This window comes from Pseudomonas sp. 43(2021) (assembly GCF_017490805.1).
GTDB lineage: Bacteria > Pseudomonadota > Gammaproteobacteria > Pseudomonadales > Pseudomonadaceae > Aquipseudomonas.
Genome location: NZ_JAFGYJ010000004.1, coordinates 191,282 through 208,378 on the forward strand (window position 1 = coordinate 191,282; position 17,097 = coordinate 208,378).

The window sequence follows — 17,097 nt, forward strand, 5'->3', positions numbered from 1 at the left end:
CCACACTCAAAGCGCATGGTTTTTTATGCACCAACAGACTTAAGCAAGGGCACATGTTTATTATTACACACGAATTTGTAGGACACTTCCTACATATAAGCTGAAACATTCAAGGATATCAGTCAATGAGCAAGTCCTCCGGCTCCGTTGCGCCCCAAGAGCGCATCAACATCAAATACGTACCGGCCACCAGTGGGGAACAAGCCGAAGTAGAGCTACCTCACAAGATGCTTGTTTTGGGCGACTTCGGCCTGGATGACAACCGCGCCCTGGAAGACCGTGCGGTCATGCGTATTGACAAACACACCTTCAACAATGTGCTGAGCGATGCCGAGGTGCGCCTGGATATGTCGGTGCCATCCATGCTCGGCGCAGCGCAGGATACGGAACTGGCGGTCAATCTGCAGTTCAAGTCGATCAACGACTTCGGGCCCGATTGCATCGCTCGCCAGGTGCCGGAGCTGAACAAACTGATTGAACTGCGAGAGGCGTTAGTCGCCCTGAAAGGCCCGCTGGGCAACGTGCCAACTTTCCGCAAGCAACTGCAACATCTGTTGAACAACGAGCAAGCCCGCAAACAACTCGCGAAAGAACTCGACCTGGTGCTCGAGGCGCCAAAAGAAGACTGAGACAACGGAGCGTCCCAATGCCAAAGCCAAGCAACACTAGCGTCGCCGCTGAAGCAACTACCGAGACAATGAGCAATACCACCTTGCTCGACCAGATCATGGCAGGAACCAAGTTGGTGCCCGCTCAAGAGGGCTATCAGGTTGCTCGCCAGGGTGTATCTGCGTTCATTGCCAAAATTCTCATGAGCAATGACCCAGATCAACTAATCAACAAGCATCGCGTCGACCAGATGATTGCAGAGCTGGATCGGGTACTCAGCAAACAGATGGATGCCATTCTTCATCAGCCCGAGTTCCAACAGCTTGAATCGTCGTGGCGTAGCCTCAAACTTCTGGTGGACCGCACGGACTTCCGCGAGAACATAAAGCTTGAGGTGTTGCATGTTTGCAAGGAAGACCTGCTCGATGACTTCGAGAACGCGGCCGACATCACCTGCAGTGGCATTTACAAACACGTCTACACCGCAGGCTACGGCCAATTTGGTGGTGAACCAGTTGCAGCTATGGTCGGCAACTACAACTTCGGCCCTTCCTCCCCGGACATCAAGCTACTGAGCTACATGGCCTCTGTCGGGGCCATGTCGCATGCGCCGTTCCTGGCGGCACCTTCGCCGGAGTTCTTCAACCTCAGCAGCTTTGAGGAGTTGCCGAACCTCAAGGAGATCAAGGACATCTTCGCCGGCCCACGGCATGCCAAATGGCGTGCTTTCCGGGAAAGTGAAGATGCCCGTCACACTGCACTGACCGGGCCGCGCTTCATGCTCCGCTCCGCCTACCACCACCAGGAGAAATCGATCGAGAGCTTCAACTACGACGAGGACATGGCCGGCCGGCATGACAACTACTTGTGGGGCAACTCCGCCTTCCTGCTGGCCAGCTGCATCAACGACAGCTTTGCCCGCTACCGCTGGTGCCCGAACATAATCGGCCCGCAGTCAGGCGGCGCTGTCGAAGATCTGCCGGTGCATCTGTACGAATCCCTGGGTCAGATGCAGGCCAAAATTCCTACTGAGGTGCTGATTTCCGACCGAAAAGAGTTCGAACTGGCCGAAGAGGGCTTCATCGCCCTGACCATGCGCAAGGACAGCGACAACGCCGCTTTCTTCTCGGCCAATTCGGTGCAGAAACCGAAGAACTTCCCCAAGACACCCGAAGGCCTGCAGGCCCAGACCAACTACAAGCTCGGCACTCAGTTGCCCTACCTGTTCATCGTCAACCGGCTGGCCCACTACATCAAGGTGCTGCAGCGCGAGCAGATCGGCAGCTGGAAAGAACGGCGCGACCTTGAGTGCGAGCTCAACAAATGGATCAAGCAGTATGTCGCCGATCAGGAGAACCCTTCTGCCGATGTGCGCAGCCGCCGGCCGCTACGCGCTGCCAGCGTTGAAGTTTCAGACGTTGCCGGTGATCCAGGCTGGTACCAGGTCTCGCTCGCCGTACGCCCGCACTTCAAATACATGGGTGCGAACTTCGAAATCTCCCTGGTCGGGCGGCTCGACAGGCAATGAGAGGCTTTTTTGATCGCTTGATAGCGGATCAGTCTGCCAATCGGGAGCCATCTCGGCAGGAGAACGCCTCCCACAAGTTCTCCGCCATCAAGCGCCATCTCGAAACACTGCTCAACGCCCGCCAAGGTTGCTCCCAGAGCAGCCCTGAGCTGGGCCTGCGCGACTTCAACGGGCACGACACGAGCAGCGGCGATCTGCTTGAGCAAGTGAGCATTGATATTCGCCGCACCATCCAGCGCTTTGAACCACGCATACAGGTGCATGCGCTCAAAGCAGTGCCCGATTGTTACTCCCCGCTGGAGTTGCATTTCAGGCTGGACTGCCAGGTACAGGTCAATGACCAAACGGAGCAGTTGCAACTGGAGCTGCTGGTCAACGGGCACAACCGCTATACCCGAGTGAGGTGACCCATGTCACTGAAGGACCGATTCAACGAAGAACTGCGCTACCTGCATGAGTTGGGAAGCGACTTCGCCAAGGACAACCCACAGCTGGCTCGGCTGCTTGGCAACGGCGGTAGCGACCCCGATGTCGAACGCCTGATGGAAGCCTTTGCGTTCCTGACGGCCAAGCTACGACTGAAGCTGGAAGACGACTTGCCAGAACTGACGCACCCTATGCTGCAGTTGCTGTGGCCCAACTACCTTCGGCCGCTGCCCAGCGTAACGATCATCCAGTTCACGCCACGCAAGCAATCGCTCAGCCAGTCACAACAGATCCCCAAGGGTTCAAGGTTGTTCTCAAAACCCGTGGACGGTGTCGCCTGTGAATTTCGCACCTGCACAGCTGTAAACATTCATCCGTTCGAAATCGACGCGGTAGGCGCAACCCAAACCCTCGACAACTCCGTGGTTCACATCGATCTTCAAACCCTGGTGAAGCGGCCGTTGAATACCTTGGGCTGTGCCAGCCTCGATTTCCACCTCAGCGGTGATCACCGCACCGCCCGCACGCTCTATTTATGGATCTCTCAATACCTCGAACATGTCAGCGTAACCATCAATGGCGAGGTTCGCCGATTGCCGGCCAGCAGCATCGCCTTTCCGGGTTTCAACCCTGATGAAGCCCTGCTGCCCTATCCGCAGAACGTCTTCGATGGCTACCGGATCCTGCAGGAGTACTTCATCTTCCCACAGCGCTTTCACTTCTTCGCTGTCACCGGACTGGAACGCCTGTGGCCCGCAGAACAAAGCGCCAAGGTACGTATCAAGCTGCACTTCACCCGCCAGCTTCCCGACTCGCTGCGTGTCGGCAAGGCAGACTTCAGGCTGTTCTGCACAACTGCAGTCAACCTGTTCAAGCACAGCGCCGAACCTATCGACCTGTCCAGCGACGTTGCTCAGGTCGAGCTGAAGCCTAAAGGCGCAGAGCGCTACGCTTACGAGATCTTCAGCATCGATGAGGTGATCAGTACCCGCACCACGACTGACGGCAGTACCGGCGAACACCTGAGAACCTTCCGCCCATTCGAATCGTTCGCCCATGAAATCGAGCATGTACAAGGGCGCACGGCGTTGTATTACCGCTACCAGCTCGAAGAATCCCTGCGCGGCGATGGCGTCACGCATCGCATCGCTTTCGTGCGCGCCGATGCCAACACCTACATTGGCGAGCTGGAAACGGCGTCCATCGACCTGACCTGCACCAATCGCGACCTGCCACTGGCGTTGGGCATCGATGACATCAACGTGCTCACCGAAATCACGCCACCCCTGGCTACCTACACCAACATCTGCGCCCCCACCCGCCCGTACAGGCCGGTGCTGGATGGCCAGTTGCAGTGGGCCTTGATCTCCAACATGTCGCTCAACTACCTGTCGCTGCTCTCGGTCGACCCACTGAAAGCGGTCATTCGCGCCTATGACTTCGCCGCGTTGCACGACATCCAGCAAACACGCACCACCCGCAAGCGCCTCGATGGCATCCGCGATGTTCACACAACACCCTTGGATTGGCTTATCAAGGGGCAACCCATTCGTGGCCTGCACACCCGGCTGAAGCTGGACCAGGCCGCCTTCCTCTGCGAAGGCGACTTGTACCTGTTCAGTTGCGTGCTCGCGCAGTTCTTCGCGCTGTACGCCAGCATCAATTCCTTCCATCAACTGGAAGTAATCAACACCACCAATAACGAGCACTACACATGGCCAATCCAGACCGGCAAACAACCGCTGATCTAGCCGACAAGCTGCTCGCCGAGGCGCACCAGTACAACTTCTTCCAGTTGCTGGAGCGCTTGCACGGGCTGCATGGTGATGACCTTGAACCACGCTGGCCGAGCGAGGCCACCCGGTTACGTGTGCGCCTTGCCAGCGACCCGCGGCTGACCTTCCCCGTTTCGGACGTATACAAAGCCGAACGGATGCCCGGCGAGGAACAGCGCTATCGCGTGTGCGCCACTTTCATGGGTTTGCACGGTACTGACTCGCCTTTGCCCACCTATTACCTGGAACAGGTGGCATACGAGCATGCACAGGGTATTGGTGTGCGGCCGGCTTTCTTCGATTTCTTCAACCACTACCTGCTCAGCCTGCTGCATCGAATCTGGCGTAAATATCGCTACTACATCCGCTTTCAGCCGGGAGCCACCGATGGGTTCTCACAGTACGTCTTTGCACTGCTTGGTTTGAACGACAAACAGCTGCGAGGGGACACGGCACTGCCCTGGAGTCGGCTGCTCAGTTTTGCCGGTGTCATTGCCAGCCGCAGCCGTGCACCGGGAACCGTGGCCGGCATCATTGCCCACTGTTTCGACCTCAGGCATGTGCAGATCCGCGAGTTCGAAACCCGCTCGGTCCCCACTACTGCCAAACAGCTTGTAAGCCTCGGGCGCAGCAACGGCGAGCTGGGCAGCACGTTCATGGTCGGCAGCCGCACGCGCACCCGGAGCAGCAAGTTCACCATCGTGATCAGCGAACTGGAACAAGCGCAATTGCGCGACTTGCTCCCCAGCGGCATCAACTTCGGCCGCTTGCGCGCGCTAATCGACTTTTTACTGCGTGATGGCTTGGCCTACGACCTGGAACTGCGCCTGAAGCAAAACGCGCTGTCATCTTTCTGTCTGCACCGCAGCCGAGGCGCCTATCTGGGCTGGACCAGCTTTGTCGATGACCGCCACGGCCAGATCAGCCCCGTCGTCCGGTTCCGGGGGCGCTCATGAATACATTGACCTTGAACATTACCAATCTCGATCAATTGCAGCACACCGTCACCGCGCGGTATCGGTTCGATTGCACGGGCGGCACCATCGGCAGCAAGGCAGCCACCTGGCTGATCAATGACCGTGACCAGACCGTTGCACCAATTCACTGCGAAATCCGCTGGATCGAGGGCAGCTTCTGTGTGATCGATCACTGCAATCGCACCTATCTGAACGACAGCATCGTCAGCCTGGGAGAGATAACTGCGAGACGGCTTCTTGAGGGTGATCAGCTTCATGTCGGCGCTTATCGGCTGTTGGTTCAGTACTCACAAACCGATGCGCGCTCACTTGAGGATCTGTTCAACCCTGGCCATAGGGTACTCGACCAGCTGATCGCCGAAATGCCGACCGAGACTTGGCAACCAAAGCCTCCAACTGCCCGGGCTACCACTGAGATCTGCTCGGTCTTCGAGCTGGACGTGAGGAATGATCCCTTGGCGGCATTGGATGCAGTGACAGTAAAGGGGTTATCGCACGAAACCCCACTGCAACGCCTGATTGCAGGAGGACACTCATGACGCGACATCCGCTCGCAGTCACCCTGTTGACCATGTTGATCGGGCTGTCAGGCTGCACTTCCCTGAGCAGAGTGAGCCAAGTGGTCATGGACCCTTCGCTGCCCATTGGACCGCCCAAGGATCACCCAACCGAGGTCGCGTTCAGCATCAATGCCAGCCCTACCCTCAATGTCAACCCGAACAGCCTGGATATCGCAACTGAACATGTAAGCGTCCTGGAGCCTAGCCCCTACGCCGTGAGCCTGAGTGCAGGAGACCCCTACGCACTGACCGAAAAAGTAGGAACGTTGTTCGAATATCTCCAGGAGCAATTTCCCGCTGTATCGCCGGTCGTCATGGACGAGGACGAAAGCAATGACCTGGCTTATTCGCCACTGGAGGAAAGCACACCCGGTAGTTACGACGACCCGACAGTGGTGCTTACCTTGCCGCGCACTACAACCCTGCCCACAGAGCCGGTCGCTACGCCCATTGCCATCAAGATCCTGCAGTTAAGCGACGACTCTCTGCTACGCAACAGCGTGTATCAACTGCTGGACAAGGACCCGGCCAAGGTTCTGCGCAGCACCTACATTCGTGATGACGATTACCTGCTGCGCCCTGGCCAGTTCAAGTTCATCCCCTTTGCGCCCATCGAGCCCGAGACCCGCTTCGTAGCGGTAATTGGCGACTACCGAAGCCAGGAAAACGCAACCTGGCGCCAAGTGCTGCGCATTCCTCCACGCGGACACCAGATCATTCTGTCGGTGTTGGTCAACGACACGCAGATCCTGCTCAAGGAAGAAGACTGATGGCGCTACTTGTCCTGTCCTTTTCGCTTACTCACGCTGACATGGAGCGCACATGAGTTCACGTAATCCCGTCCTTTGGCCTGAGGGCCTGTTCGTCAAACCACAGCATTTCCAGCAGGCGGCCCGGGCTAGCGAAGCAGCCTTGCACCAACGCCTTGGTAGCCTAAATGCAGCCTTTTACGGTTTCAGCGAACTTCAGCTTAATGACGAGTACCTCACCCTGGGCAAAATCGCCATTACCCGGGCCCGGGGTATCATGCCAGACGGCACGGTGTTCGATATCCCCGCGGATCTTCCACCACCACCGCCGCTGGAAATCGAAGATGACGCTTCGAAGGACAGCGAAGTGTATCTATGCCTGCCCCTGCGCACCGATGGTGGCCGTGAAGTGAGCTGGCCAGACAATACCGTCGACTCCCGTTACATCGCCCAGGCACAGGAAATCAAGGATACCCATAGCGCTGACGGCGACCTGGTGCAGGTCGACCTGGCCGTCCCCAACCTGCAGCTCAAACGCAAGGCCGAAGACAGCAACGCCTACACCCGCCTGGCCTTGGCACGCATTCTGGAGCGCCGTCCCGATGGCAGCCTGCAGCTGGATGAAGCGTTCTACCCCACCTGCGTGGCAGTGCGGGCAATACCGGCGCTGCAACGTTTTCTTGAAGAAATTACCAACACCATGCGCGAACGGGGGCGCAACCTCGCAGCACGCATTGGCGGAGCAGGCCAGTCTGGCATCGCCGATATTCGCGACTTCAATCTGCTGCAAGCCATGAACCGCTGGTGGCCCTGCTTCCAGCACCTGGCCAGGCAAGCCCAGACACACCCCGAACAGCTCTACCTGAGCATGAGCCAGGCCTGTGGCGAATTCGTGACCTTTACCGATGAAAATCGGCTGCCACAGGAATACCCCGCCTATCACCACACAGCACTGCGCACCTCGTTCAAGCCGCTGGAAGACACGTTACGCCGAGCACTAGGTACTGTCCTGCAACCGCGCGCCGTGTCGTTAGCACTGAAGACACTGGACTATGGCGTGATGACGACCACGCTGGAGGATCGCCGGCTGATCGATGAGGCTGACTTCATCCTTGCGGTGCGCGCCCACCTGCCCCCTCAGGTGTTGCGCCAGATGTTCGTGCAGAAAGTCAAAGTCACTTCACTCGAATCACTGAACGAGCTGGTGCCATTGCAACTACCAGGTATCCCGTTGACCCCATTACCGGTGGCGCCTCGCGACCTGCCTTTCCATGCAGGCTTCAACTATTTCGAACTGGATCGGCGTGACCCGGCGTGGGCACGCATGAAGACCGCGAGCGGCTTCGGTATCCACATTGCGGGGGACTTCCCCGGCCTTGAACTGCAATTTTGGGCAATCAGGAGTGAATGAGATGGAAGAGAAAAGCAATGCCCCCATCGAAACCACAAATGTCGAAGGCACACGGCTGTACTCGAGGCTCAAGACGCCATTGCCCAGTAACCCACCCACCTCGACAACGTCTGAAGCCGACGAGCAGAAGCCAAAGTCAGAGCCAGAGCCCGTTCATGAAGGCTACCCGGCTGATCCAGACTTCCAGCTACGGGGCGGCTACGACAATCTGATGCTGGACGCAGCTGCACCGCTGTTCGGCCTGGTCATACGCCTGCGCACACTGGATGAATTGCCAAACATCAAAGATGTACACCAGAAAGTGCGCAAGCAGATCGAGAACATCCAGGAAGAAATGCGCCAACACGGCTACGAGCCCGCCCAAACGCTGGCGTATTCGTACGCTCTGTGTCTGTACATCGATGAAGCGGTGATGGAACGGCCCTGGGGCAAGAACAGCTGCTGGAGCCAGGAACCACTGCTCAGCATCTTCCACGACGAAACCTGGGGCGGGGAGAAATTTTTTACGGTGCTGTCCCGCCTGATGCAGGAGCCCGCTCGCTACCAGGACGTACTGGAGTTCATGTACTTCGCGTTGTGCCTTGGCCTGAGGGGCAAGTACGCCATTGCGCCAAAGGGCGAAGAAACGCTGAACGCACTCATCCACCAACTTCACGGGATGCTACGTGAATTGCGTGGGCCTACCCCGGAAGAAGTATGTGACCCCTACACCCATGTGGCTCCGCGCAACTTTCGTATGAACCGGCAATTTCCGTGGTGGAGCCCTTTGGTGATTTCCGTCCTTGCCATGGCCGTGGCCTATGGAATCTATAGCTATCGCCTGCACCTGATTACTACCGAGGTGCTGGAATCACTCAACGGAATTTTACAGCAGTAAATAGCTGAAATTCGAAACCCCTGACTTCAACGATATGGCGAGGCTCCGCCTCGTTAACAAGTCCATCGTTTCCGATGGCCACGCCTTTATAAATATTGGCGTGTACACCTACTGAAATTGGGAGCACATCATGGCATCACCAGCTTATTTAAAAATCAACGGCAAGGTACAAGGCAACATCAGTGAGGGCGCCAGCACTTCCGAGTCGATTGGTAATATTTATCAATCGGAGTTCGCCGATGAGATCATGGTGCAAAAAATCGAGCACGAGATAAACACCCCAATCGACCCACAGAACGGCCAGCCCTCGGGAAAGCGCGTCCATGGCCCTTACAAAGTCACCTTCACAACCAACAAATCAAAGCCCTTGCTGCTGGAATCGATCTGCAAGGCCGAGTTGCTCCCAGAAGTTGTAATCACGCAATACAGAGCAACCAGCGAAGATCCAAATGAGCTGTATTACAGAACCACACTTACGGACGCGACCATCATCAAACTGAGAACCGAGCAGCCCCACGCACAAGAAGACACACCGACGCCCCGACACCAAGAGGTTGAAGTCTGGTTCTCTTACCGGAAAATCACTGAATGCCATGAGGTCTGCGGTACCGAAGGATCCGATGACTGGCAAAAGACTTGAAACACCAACACTCCACTGAGGCATTGAGTGTTCCGGGCAGATTTGCTGCCTGGACACCCTCAAACTATCAGACGGCAGATAAGGAATTCTTATGCCTAGCCAATCTGGACTGCATTATAGCTTTCGACCTCTCGCTAGCCGATTAGAGTTCGAGGTAGTTTCCTTTACCCTCAAGGAAGGTATTAGCACTAATTTCCAATTAGAGCTTGAATTGATCAGCCATGAAAACGATTTAGACTTCGGTCAATTGCTCGACAAACCTGCACTGTTCACCATCTCCCGTGCAAACTGCCCTTTGCGACATGTCCATGGTCTGATCAGCAGGTTCAACCAAGGCGATAGTGGCCCTCATCGCACACGCTATAGCGCGGTAGTCGAACCGCAACTGGCGCGCGCCAACCTGCGCTCGAACTGGCGTATTTTCCAACACAAGACCGTTCCGCAAATTCTTGAATTGATGCTCAAGCGCCAAGGCATCGCACAGTACGAACTGCGGGCAAGCATGGACCACCAGATTCGCGAATTCTGCGTTCAGGCCGGCGAGACAGACCTTGAGTTCATCGCTCGCCTGGCTGCTGAAGAAGGCTTCGTCTACCGCTTCGAGCACAGTGAAAAACTTCACAAACTTATCATCACTGACCGGCTGCAATCGCTTGGCCTGATCAGCCATGGGGTCAAAAAGGCCAAGGATGAAGACGAGAGCTTTCTCGAAGTGGATAGACTGCTCGATCCCAATACAGTCCTCTATCAAGCCAATAGCGGTGGTGCCCAGGCGAAACCCTGCCTGCGGCGCTTGCGCTACAGCGAACAGGTGCGCACGGCACGTCAGGTTCAGCGCGACTACACCTTCACCAACCCGGCCTATCGCCAGGAACACAGAGCCACCGGCCCCTTCCTGGAACATCAATCCAGCGAGTACGAATGCTTCGATTACCCTGGCCGCTACAAGCGCGATGCCGTTGGCAAACCGTTCACTGAAAACCGCATTACCGCACTGCGACACGATGTACGTGTTGCCGAAGTCGGGGGTGATGATGTACGCCTGCAGCCCGGCCTCGGTTTTACACTTGCGGGCCACCCCCGCACTGACTTCAACGTGCATTGGCGAGTAACTGCGGTCACTCATGAAGGTAGCCAGTTCACCAGCCTGCAAGAAGAAGCCGCCGGCGTCGACCAAAGCACACGCTACGAGCAAATCGCACAGCTCGTCCCCGGCAGAACGGAGTGGCGCCCTGCTCCGCTGGATAAACCTCGCGTCGATGGGCCGCACATGGCGACCGTCGTGGGCCCGCGCGGTGAAGAGATCTATTGCGATGAATGGGGCAGAGTCAAGGTCAGCTTCCCTTGGGACCGTGAAAGCCAGGACAACGAATTCAGCTCCTGCTGGGTGCGGGTATCCCAAGGCTGGGCCGGTGGCAGTTGGGGCTCGATGGCCATTCCACGTATTGGTCAGGACGTGATCATCCAGTACGTCAATGGCGACCCCGACCAGCCAATGATCACCGGGCGCACCTACTGCGGTAATCAGTTGCCGCCCTACGACCTGCCCCGACACAAAACACGCATGACGATCAAAAGCCAGACGCATAAGGGCGATGGCTTCAACGAACTTCGTTTTGAAGATGAACTGGGCCAGGAAGAGGTCTTCATCCACGCACAGAAAGACCAGAACATTGTGGTCAAGCACGATGAGACGACACAGGTCGGCAACGACCGAAAGGAACAGGTCAATAACGACGAATCGATTCTGATTGGCCGTGACCGCACTGAAACGGTTGGCAATGATGAGCGCGTCACCATTGGGCATGACGCTGCTCTCGACATCGGTCGAAACCAGACAATCAAGATAGCCAAGGATCGTATTGAAGCCATCGGCAATCACCGCCACGACCAGATCGCAGCCAATCACCACACCAGTATCGGCGGCAACCTCGAGCAGCGGGTCGAGGGGCATGCCGAACTTGAAGCCCGGGGCGAAATCCGCAGGCGTACCCGCCGCTATGAGCTTCGCACAGCAGAAGCCGTGATCATCCAGGGCCCTGGGGGCTCCATTCAGATCGATGAGACAGGCATCACCCTGGACAGCCCGACAATACGCATCAACGGCCAGATGCTGAAATCGGCAGATGGGGCAACCAACCTGTTTTCCATCAGCGGTGCGCCGGTCAATGGCAACCCGCTGGATCGTCAGTGCGGGCGCCGCCCCGATGGTTCCTGCCCGTTGCCCGACTGCCGCTGCACCAGAGGGCCAGGTCGATGAAAACAGCGCCCTCAAACACGCTGCCAAGCGTGCATTTCGGGAGCAATGCGCGCTTTCTGTTGCTCATGACCATTGTGCTCGAGCACTCGGCCTACCGGCCAATATCCCAGATACTCCCGAATGGCGAGCTGGTCCCGGCCTATGCCCCTTCGGTACTTGAACTTATCAATGAAGTCAGCCGCAACACCCAGCATGCGTGGCTGTGGCGGGGTAGTGCTGTGGATGACCGCCATGACTTTGGGCCGTTGCTGGTAAACGTGTCAGACGCGCCCGAACTGCTTGCCCATGCCATATCTACCTGGATGCCCATTGGCGGTGCCATCGCGCTGAATGCCGATATTGGCTTTACCGAGCTGGTAGACCATTTCTCCAGCCTTGTACAGATCTCGCTTCCGGGTCAGGGGCTGGCCACTTTCCAGTTCAGGCCAGACCACCTTGCAGCCTGGCTGGATGCGCTGGATGACGACCATCGGACTACCTGGCTTGGGCCTGTGTGTTCGCTGGCCTGGCGAATCAACTGGGGGCCGGCTCACGAGTGGAAAACACTTGAACGCAGCCCGACCACTGCCCGTTCTTTTGCGCAAGCCCCACTCTCCCTGCGCAAGCTTGAACTTGAGCGGCTGCAAGCAGGCATGCATGAACACTTCGTGCTCACGTTGGCACACGAGGTGTTAGCCCTGCCACAACACGACCTCCACACACTGGCCGACATCAGGCACTGGATTGAAAGCCTGCTGCCGCAACTGAAAGCCCTCAACTTTCGTGACGAGGAAGTCGCCGGGCAGTTCATCAGGCTGATTGCCAGGCACATGTGGCTCATGAGCAACGATGAGGCAGGGAAGATCTACACCAACCTCGAGGAGTCACCCCAGAGCCGCCTTCGCGAACTGCACGCATTGATCGAGAGCAAGGAGCCCGTCCATGAATGACGCCAGTGTCAGCAGCGCCACCTCCGGCCCTGCCTGTAGCGCACGCATTCCCATCCTGCCGGTGCGCTATGCCATCGTGCCACGCACCGGCGATATGCCCGCCTGCCGCTATGCCGATGCAGGCTTCAACCTCGAACAAGGCTTCGGGCCACTACAACACTCTGCCTACACCCTGCGCGCGCTGCGCCCGGGCTATGTCTACGTGTTCATGCAAGGCGCCCTGGGCCAGAAACTGGTCATTCACGAGTACGTCGGCGCGGGCCTTTACAAGGAACTGCGCTACCGCGGGCTGGACGACTACCACCGGCGTGATCGCTACCTGTCCAGCCGCACCCTGGGCTGGGTGTGGGCCGATACCTGCCCCGATACCGCCAGGGAAGTGTGGATCGGCTACAGCCCGCACCTGTGGACCAACGCCATGACCGCCCGCATCACCAGTTCAGCCGCCCTGCGCCAACGGCACATGCGCCAGCTGGACATGGCCGAACTGATAGCCGGCAACCAGGCACCCTCAACCCAACGCCATGTCTTGCCGGTCAGTGCCCTGCAAACCTGGGTCGAAGACTTCAAGCCCACCGAGCGGCGCATGCCCCTGACCTGGAGCAGCGACCCGATCACCGAAACCTTGCCCATCGGCAACCTCGTTGCCATCGGCCGGCACTACCCCTACACCCAGCCGAAAGTACCGGTAGTGGTAGCGCTCACCGATGCCGAAGGCATGGCCCTGGACCTGAGCCTGACAGTGTCGGCCTATCAGCATCAACTGCGCGACCTGATGCCCGCCGAACAGCTGGAGCACATGAAGCCGGCACAAGGGCCCGAGCAGGAGCGCGTACCGGCGTGCTACAAACTGGATGCCGAACAGCTGAGCGTGCAAAGCCACGATTTCCACCACCGCAACCTGGTGGCCATGCTGCTGAACAAGACGCTGGAAAGCCTGTACCCGGCGGATGCCCCTTCACCGGAACTGGCCGAATTCCGGCTTGGCACCGAGCGCCGCGGCCCCGCCCTGTCGCCGTCCGAGTCACGTTTTCAGGCCCTCACCCATGAAGACTACTCACCCAACGGCGCCCGCCTGGCACAGCGTCTCGACCTCGCCAAGTACCGGCACTTCCTCACCGAGCGCGATGAACTGGAACGACGGATCATCGCGTTGCGCAACCAGGCCTTGCAGGCCAGCCACGACCATGACGCCTGGCTCGGGACCGCCGAACCCGAGCATGTCGATAACCCCTACAGCCTGGCTGCGGCCCTGGCCTGCTACGACCGCGACGAAATCACTTCCGCCCGCGGCCTGGAAATATCCTTGGCGTTGCTGATTCAGTCGATGGGCCAGCCAGCGCCCGGCACTGAAGAACTGGACCCGCGGCTCAAACGTCTCGAACAGTGGCTGGACCAGCACGACAGCCCGCTGTACACCGCCCTGGCGCCATTCAACCCGTTCAAGGACAAGGCGGATTCGATCGGCAGCCTGTTCGGCACCAGCGATAACGTGATCGAAGGGTTGGCCGGTCGCTTTCCGGCCATGGCCGACATCACCGACCTTACCGCCCAGTCGGTCACCACCGTGGTGCTCAAGCGCCTGCGTGGGCAGACCCGCTGGGATGCCAGTCATGGCCTGCGTCAGCAAGTGTTGTTGGCGGCGAGCGAGGCCAATGCCGAGAAAGCGCTGGGACTGCTGGCAGCGCGTTACCAGATCACCGAGCAGGCCATTCGGGACAATCCTTTCAGTCAGGAGGTGGAGAAGTACCTGAAGAACGGCATGGCGCAAGTTGAAGAGATGAAAGAGCTACGCATCTCGGGAAGCCGGACGGTGTCAATCGAACTGACCACCACCGCGCGAGTAAAACCCAACTTTCTCGGGTTACTCACATCGGGCGGCGGCGGTGGATTGAATGCGGGAATGCTGTGGTTCAACGTGATCTCGCTCAAGACCGCCTACCATAGCCTGCAGCAGAGCGGTGCACCGGAATACACCATGGGGTTCGCTTCATCGATTTTCGGGGTGATCGGTGCGGCGGCGGCGACATTGGTCAGCGTGCGGGCAACGCAAAAAGCCGCAACAATGAAGTTAAGTTTTACGGCTCCTGGCTTCGCGTTTGGCAATGGAATTATAAGGCACTTAGGAAGCAATATATTCGCACGCACCTCTGGCTACCCCGCAATTATACTAGGATTAACTTCAGACATATTAAAAGGATATCGACAGTCACAAAACGGCAGCGCCATATCAGGTGCTTATACTGCTGCTGGTGGATTCACATCTGCCGCAGGGGCCGCTCTTATGTTAGAAGCTAGCCTCGCCATCGCTGGCCCAACGTTTTTAATTCCCTTTGCGGGTTGGGCTGCAGCAAGCCTGGTGCTTGTCGGTGCCACCGTGCTTGCCGGGGGGGGTTACCTACACTCCAAAGCGCATGAGCGCCTCCATAGTCCGATAGAACTATGGGCCAGCAGAAGTATTTTTGGCACAAAAGAAAACGATGGAGAGGTCCGCTCCGATATGAAGTTAGACTACCAAGGTTTTCTCCCAGGCTTCGCCACTATCAATGAAGAGCTTGAATCCTGGCATGCTCAAGTTTACACCCCCATTGCACTGACGGCTGAACAAACAGCACTCCTGAATCTTGAAGGGCTTACCACAGAATTGAGTTCAGACAATCACTGGCCAACACCTGATTGGGCAACAATCATCCATAGTCATGTAAACGAAGGCATGACCACTATAGAGTTCACCGTACTTCTGAAAGACTTCCTTATAGGGCAAAGCCAATGGCGCGGCACCTTGAAAGCCTTTGACTTCGGACACACTTCAATCCCATTACAAGCGGAGCCGACCTGCCACTTAACTACCGCAGGACTTATTTTACATTACAAGATCGATAGAACCAAAACAAAAAGCGCCACACTATCAATAAAGTACCACCCAAATCAAGGCTTATCCCCCAACGCTCATTCAACCTCAAGCCTATATATCGAGATATAACACCATGACAACAACATGGCTATTTAGCCCACGCAAAAAAACTGATATAAGTCCAAAAATCCACGGACAGATTTCTAATTTAACCGACACACTAGCACAATTGAGAAACCCATGGATTTCCGATTCAGTTTTTATGGCCAAGATGTATACCGCTACAATTTTAACCATAGCGCTTGTATCCTACGTAGGATTCATGAAGTACCCGATCAATTACGAACTGGAAGGCGCACCTGCACTTATTGCAATACAACTACTTGGGCCATTTATTTTTACACCATTCTTAGCCTACCGAATCTTTTTCATAAAAAATCTTTCTGACATATGCTTCAATAGATCCACCAAGAAAATCTATTACAAACGAATAAATAAACTCATAGTCTTTGATTGGAATAACACTGGAGGTGGTGTATTCAAACGCACCGAATTCGGTGGCTCTTCTTTCAGCACTAGCTATGCCCTCGCTTTCGCCCCTCGCCGAGAGGACGGCAGCCTCCACCAAAAGGATTGCCTCTGGGTCGACAGCAACGAACCCACCGAACCCGGCGTCAAGCACGTCGCTGAAGTCTGGGAATACCTCCGCCACTTCATGGACCACGGCCCGGACAAACTCCCCCCACCCGGCGAACCCAACTGGTGGCACAAGCCACTGCACGCGATCTGCCTGACCCCGGCAGAAGCCTGGCGCCACTACGCCCCCTGGCGAACCGGCGAACCCGGCGAAATGCAAGGCAAGAAGAACTGGCAACTGCCGTTCTGGGCCGTGCTGTTCCCTTACAACCTCTCCGTTGCCATCTGCTGGTACGGCGTCTGTCGGCTGTTCAACGTCCGAGCAGCCCCACCGCCCCCAGAAGCCTTCGAAGAGGCCCTTGTCCGACCAAGCAAAAGGAAGCGCAAATGAAACCCATCGTACTCGTAGGTCATCGTCATAGCTGCCCAATCCATGGTGTAGGTACCGTGAAAACCGGTGCTAGCGCAACATTCGTCGATGGCAGGGCCGTCGCACGTGTGGGTGATCGCATCAGTTGCGGTGCCGTCATCGAAACTGGCGCTGCCTGCACGATCATCGAGGGACAACCAGCGGCCAGGGAAGGAGACACAACCAGCCACGGAGGGACTCTGATTGAGGGAGATCCAGGCTGGCTCATTGATTGAAAGCATAAGCCAGCCACTTCGACGATAGCGGTTGAACAGCCGCAATCAATTCCCGGATAGAAACAGGCCCATAGGCTGAAGCCTGACAGTCGAGCTTTCTGGGCCGCCCTGCGGCCCATCACCGGCGAGCCAACTCCCACCAGCATGCCCATACCAACTTGCTCTATTTCAAAAAATATCGCCGGGTAGGAATATACTTACACTGGCAACTAAAAACCAAA

At 57.0% G+C, this 17,097-nt stretch carries 15 protein-coding genes; all 15 read left to right on the forward strand.

Going from position 1 to position 17,097, the window contains the following annotated elements:
• Nucleotides 1-125 precede the first annotated feature (125 nt).
• Nucleotides 126-629: a type VI secretion system contractile sheath small subunit gene (gene tssB, locus J5M71_RS05205; protein ID WP_207830477.1), complete on the forward strand. Its 504-nt coding sequence runs from the start codon at nucleotides 126-128 to the stop codon at nucleotides 627-629.
• A gap of 17 nt (nucleotides 630-646) precedes the next feature.
• Nucleotides 647-2,137, forward strand: coding sequence for a type VI secretion system contractile sheath large subunit (tssC, locus tag J5M71_RS05210; protein WP_207830480.1), 1,491 nt, complete (start codon nucleotides 647-649; stop codon nucleotides 2,135-2,137).
• Complete coding sequence (gene tssE / locus J5M71_RS05215) at nucleotides 2,134-2,544, forward strand: type VI secretion system baseplate subunit TssE (RefSeq protein WP_207830482.1); 411 nt, start codon at nucleotides 2,134-2,136, stop codon at nucleotides 2,542-2,544. Before tssC ends, tssE begins: the two co-directional genes overlap by 4 nt.
• 3 nt (nucleotides 2,545-2,547) lie before the next feature.
• Nucleotides 2,548-4,314, forward strand: a complete 1,767-nt coding sequence (tssF, locus tag J5M71_RS05220; protein WP_207830485.1) for a type VI secretion system baseplate subunit TssF — start codon at nucleotides 2,548-2,550, stop codon at nucleotides 4,312-4,314.
• A complete protein-coding gene (gene tssG / locus J5M71_RS05225; RefSeq protein WP_207830487.1) occupies nucleotides 4,278-5,294 on the forward strand; it encodes a type VI secretion system baseplate subunit TssG in 1,017 nt (338 codons plus the stop codon). The genes tssF and tssG overlap by 37 nt, the downstream gene beginning before the upstream one ends.
• Entirely contained in the window at nucleotides 5,291-5,854 is a 564-nt protein-coding gene (locus tag J5M71_RS05230) for an FHA domain-containing protein (RefSeq protein ID WP_207830489.1), read from the forward strand. The genes tssG and J5M71_RS05230 overlap by 4 nt, the downstream gene beginning before the upstream one ends.
• Nucleotides 5,851-6,645 (forward strand): type VI secretion system lipoprotein TssJ, encoded by a 795-nt coding sequence (gene tssJ / locus J5M71_RS05235; RefSeq protein WP_207830491.1) that lies wholly within the window; start codon nucleotides 5,851-5,853, stop codon nucleotides 6,643-6,645. Before J5M71_RS05230 ends, tssJ begins: the two co-directional genes overlap by 4 nt.
• 52 nt (nucleotides 6,646-6,697) lie before the next feature.
• A complete protein-coding gene (gene tssK / locus J5M71_RS05240; protein WP_207830495.1) occupies nucleotides 6,698-8,035 on the forward strand; it encodes a type VI secretion system baseplate subunit TssK in 1,338 nt (445 codons plus the stop codon).
• 1 nt (nucleotide 8,036) lies between these two features.
• Nucleotides 8,037-8,912: a type IVB secretion system protein IcmH/DotU gene (gene icmH, locus J5M71_RS05245; RefSeq protein ID WP_207830499.1), complete on the forward strand. Its 876-nt coding sequence runs from the start codon at nucleotides 8,037-8,039 to the stop codon at nucleotides 8,910-8,912.
• A 130-nt stretch (nucleotides 8,913-9,042) separates the two neighbouring features.
• Nucleotides 9,043-9,552, forward strand: coding sequence for an Hcp family type VI secretion system effector (locus tag J5M71_RS05250; protein WP_087500852.1), 510 nt, complete (start codon nucleotides 9,043-9,045; stop codon nucleotides 9,550-9,552).
• A gap of 91 nt (nucleotides 9,553-9,643) precedes the next feature.
• Nucleotides 9,644-11,812, forward strand: a complete 2,169-nt coding sequence (gene tssI, locus J5M71_RS05255; RefSeq protein WP_207830502.1) for a type VI secretion system tip protein TssI/VgrG — start codon at nucleotides 9,644-9,646, stop codon at nucleotides 11,810-11,812.
• On the forward strand, nucleotides 11,809-12,741 hold the full coding sequence (locus tag J5M71_RS05260) for a DUF4123 domain-containing protein (protein WP_207830507.1): 933 nt from the start codon (nucleotides 11,809-11,811) through the stop codon (nucleotides 12,739-12,741). Before tssI ends, J5M71_RS05260 begins: the two co-directional genes overlap by 4 nt.
• A complete protein-coding gene (locus J5M71_RS05265; RefSeq protein ID WP_207830510.1) occupies nucleotides 12,734-15,724 on the forward strand; it encodes a T6SS effector BTH_I2691 family protein in 2,991 nt (996 codons plus the stop codon). The genes J5M71_RS05260 and J5M71_RS05265 overlap by 8 nt, the downstream gene beginning before the upstream one ends.
• A gap of 4 nt (nucleotides 15,725-15,728) precedes the next feature.
• Entirely contained in the window at nucleotides 15,729-16,622 is an 894-nt protein-coding gene (locus tag J5M71_RS05270) for a DUF6708 domain-containing protein (RefSeq protein ID WP_207830512.1), read from the forward strand.
• A complete protein-coding gene (locus J5M71_RS05275; RefSeq protein WP_082888413.1) occupies nucleotides 16,619-16,876 on the forward strand; it encodes a PAAR domain-containing protein in 258 nt (85 codons plus the stop codon). Before J5M71_RS05270 ends, J5M71_RS05275 begins: the two co-directional genes overlap by 4 nt.
• Nucleotides 16,877-17,097 lie beyond the last annotated feature (221 nt).

Bases quoted from the DNA above. Each gene is read 5' to 3' on its own strand.
- tssB (WP_207830477.1), top strand. From the start codon at position 126: ATGAGCAAGTCCTCCGGCTCCGTTGCGCCCCAAGAGCGCATCAACATC.
- tssC (WP_207830480.1), top strand. From the start codon at position 647: ATGCCAAAGCCAAGCAACACTAGCGTCGCCGCTGAAGCAACTACCGAG.
- tssE (WP_207830482.1), top strand. From the start codon at position 2,134: ATGAGAGGCTTTTTTGATCGCTTGATAGCGGATCAGTCTGCCAATCGG.
- tssF (WP_207830485.1), top strand. From the start codon at position 2,548: ATGTCACTGAAGGACCGATTCAACGAAGAACTGCGCTACCTGCATGAG.
- tssG (WP_207830487.1), top strand. From the start codon at position 4,278: ATGGCCAATCCAGACCGGCAAACAACCGCTGATCTAGCCGACAAGCTG.
- J5M71_RS05230 (WP_207830489.1), top strand. From the start codon at position 5,291: ATGAATACATTGACCTTGAACATTACCAATCTCGATCAATTGCAGCAC.
- tssJ (WP_207830491.1), top strand. From the start codon at position 5,851: ATGACGCGACATCCGCTCGCAGTCACCCTGTTGACCATGTTGATCGGG.
- tssK (WP_207830495.1), top strand. From the start codon at position 6,698: ATGAGTTCACGTAATCCCGTCCTTTGGCCTGAGGGCCTGTTCGTCAAA.
- icmH (WP_207830499.1), top strand. From the start codon at position 8,037: ATGGAAGAGAAAAGCAATGCCCCCATCGAAACCACAAATGTCGAAGGC.
- J5M71_RS05250 (WP_087500852.1), top strand. From the start codon at position 9,043: ATGGCATCACCAGCTTATTTAAAAATCAACGGCAAGGTACAAGGCAAC.
- tssI (WP_207830502.1), top strand. From the start codon at position 9,644: ATGCCTAGCCAATCTGGACTGCATTATAGCTTTCGACCTCTCGCTAGC.
- J5M71_RS05260 (WP_207830507.1), top strand. From the start codon at position 11,809: ATGAAAACAGCGCCCTCAAACACGCTGCCAAGCGTGCATTTCGGGAGC.
- J5M71_RS05265 (WP_207830510.1), top strand. From the start codon at position 12,734: ATGAATGACGCCAGTGTCAGCAGCGCCACCTCCGGCCCTGCCTGTAGC.
- J5M71_RS05270 (WP_207830512.1), top strand. From the start codon at position 15,729: ATGACAACAACATGGCTATTTAGCCCACGCAAAAAAACTGATATAAGT.
- J5M71_RS05275 (WP_082888413.1), top strand. From the start codon at position 16,619: ATGAAACCCATCGTACTCGTAGGTCATCGTCATAGCTGCCCAATCCAT.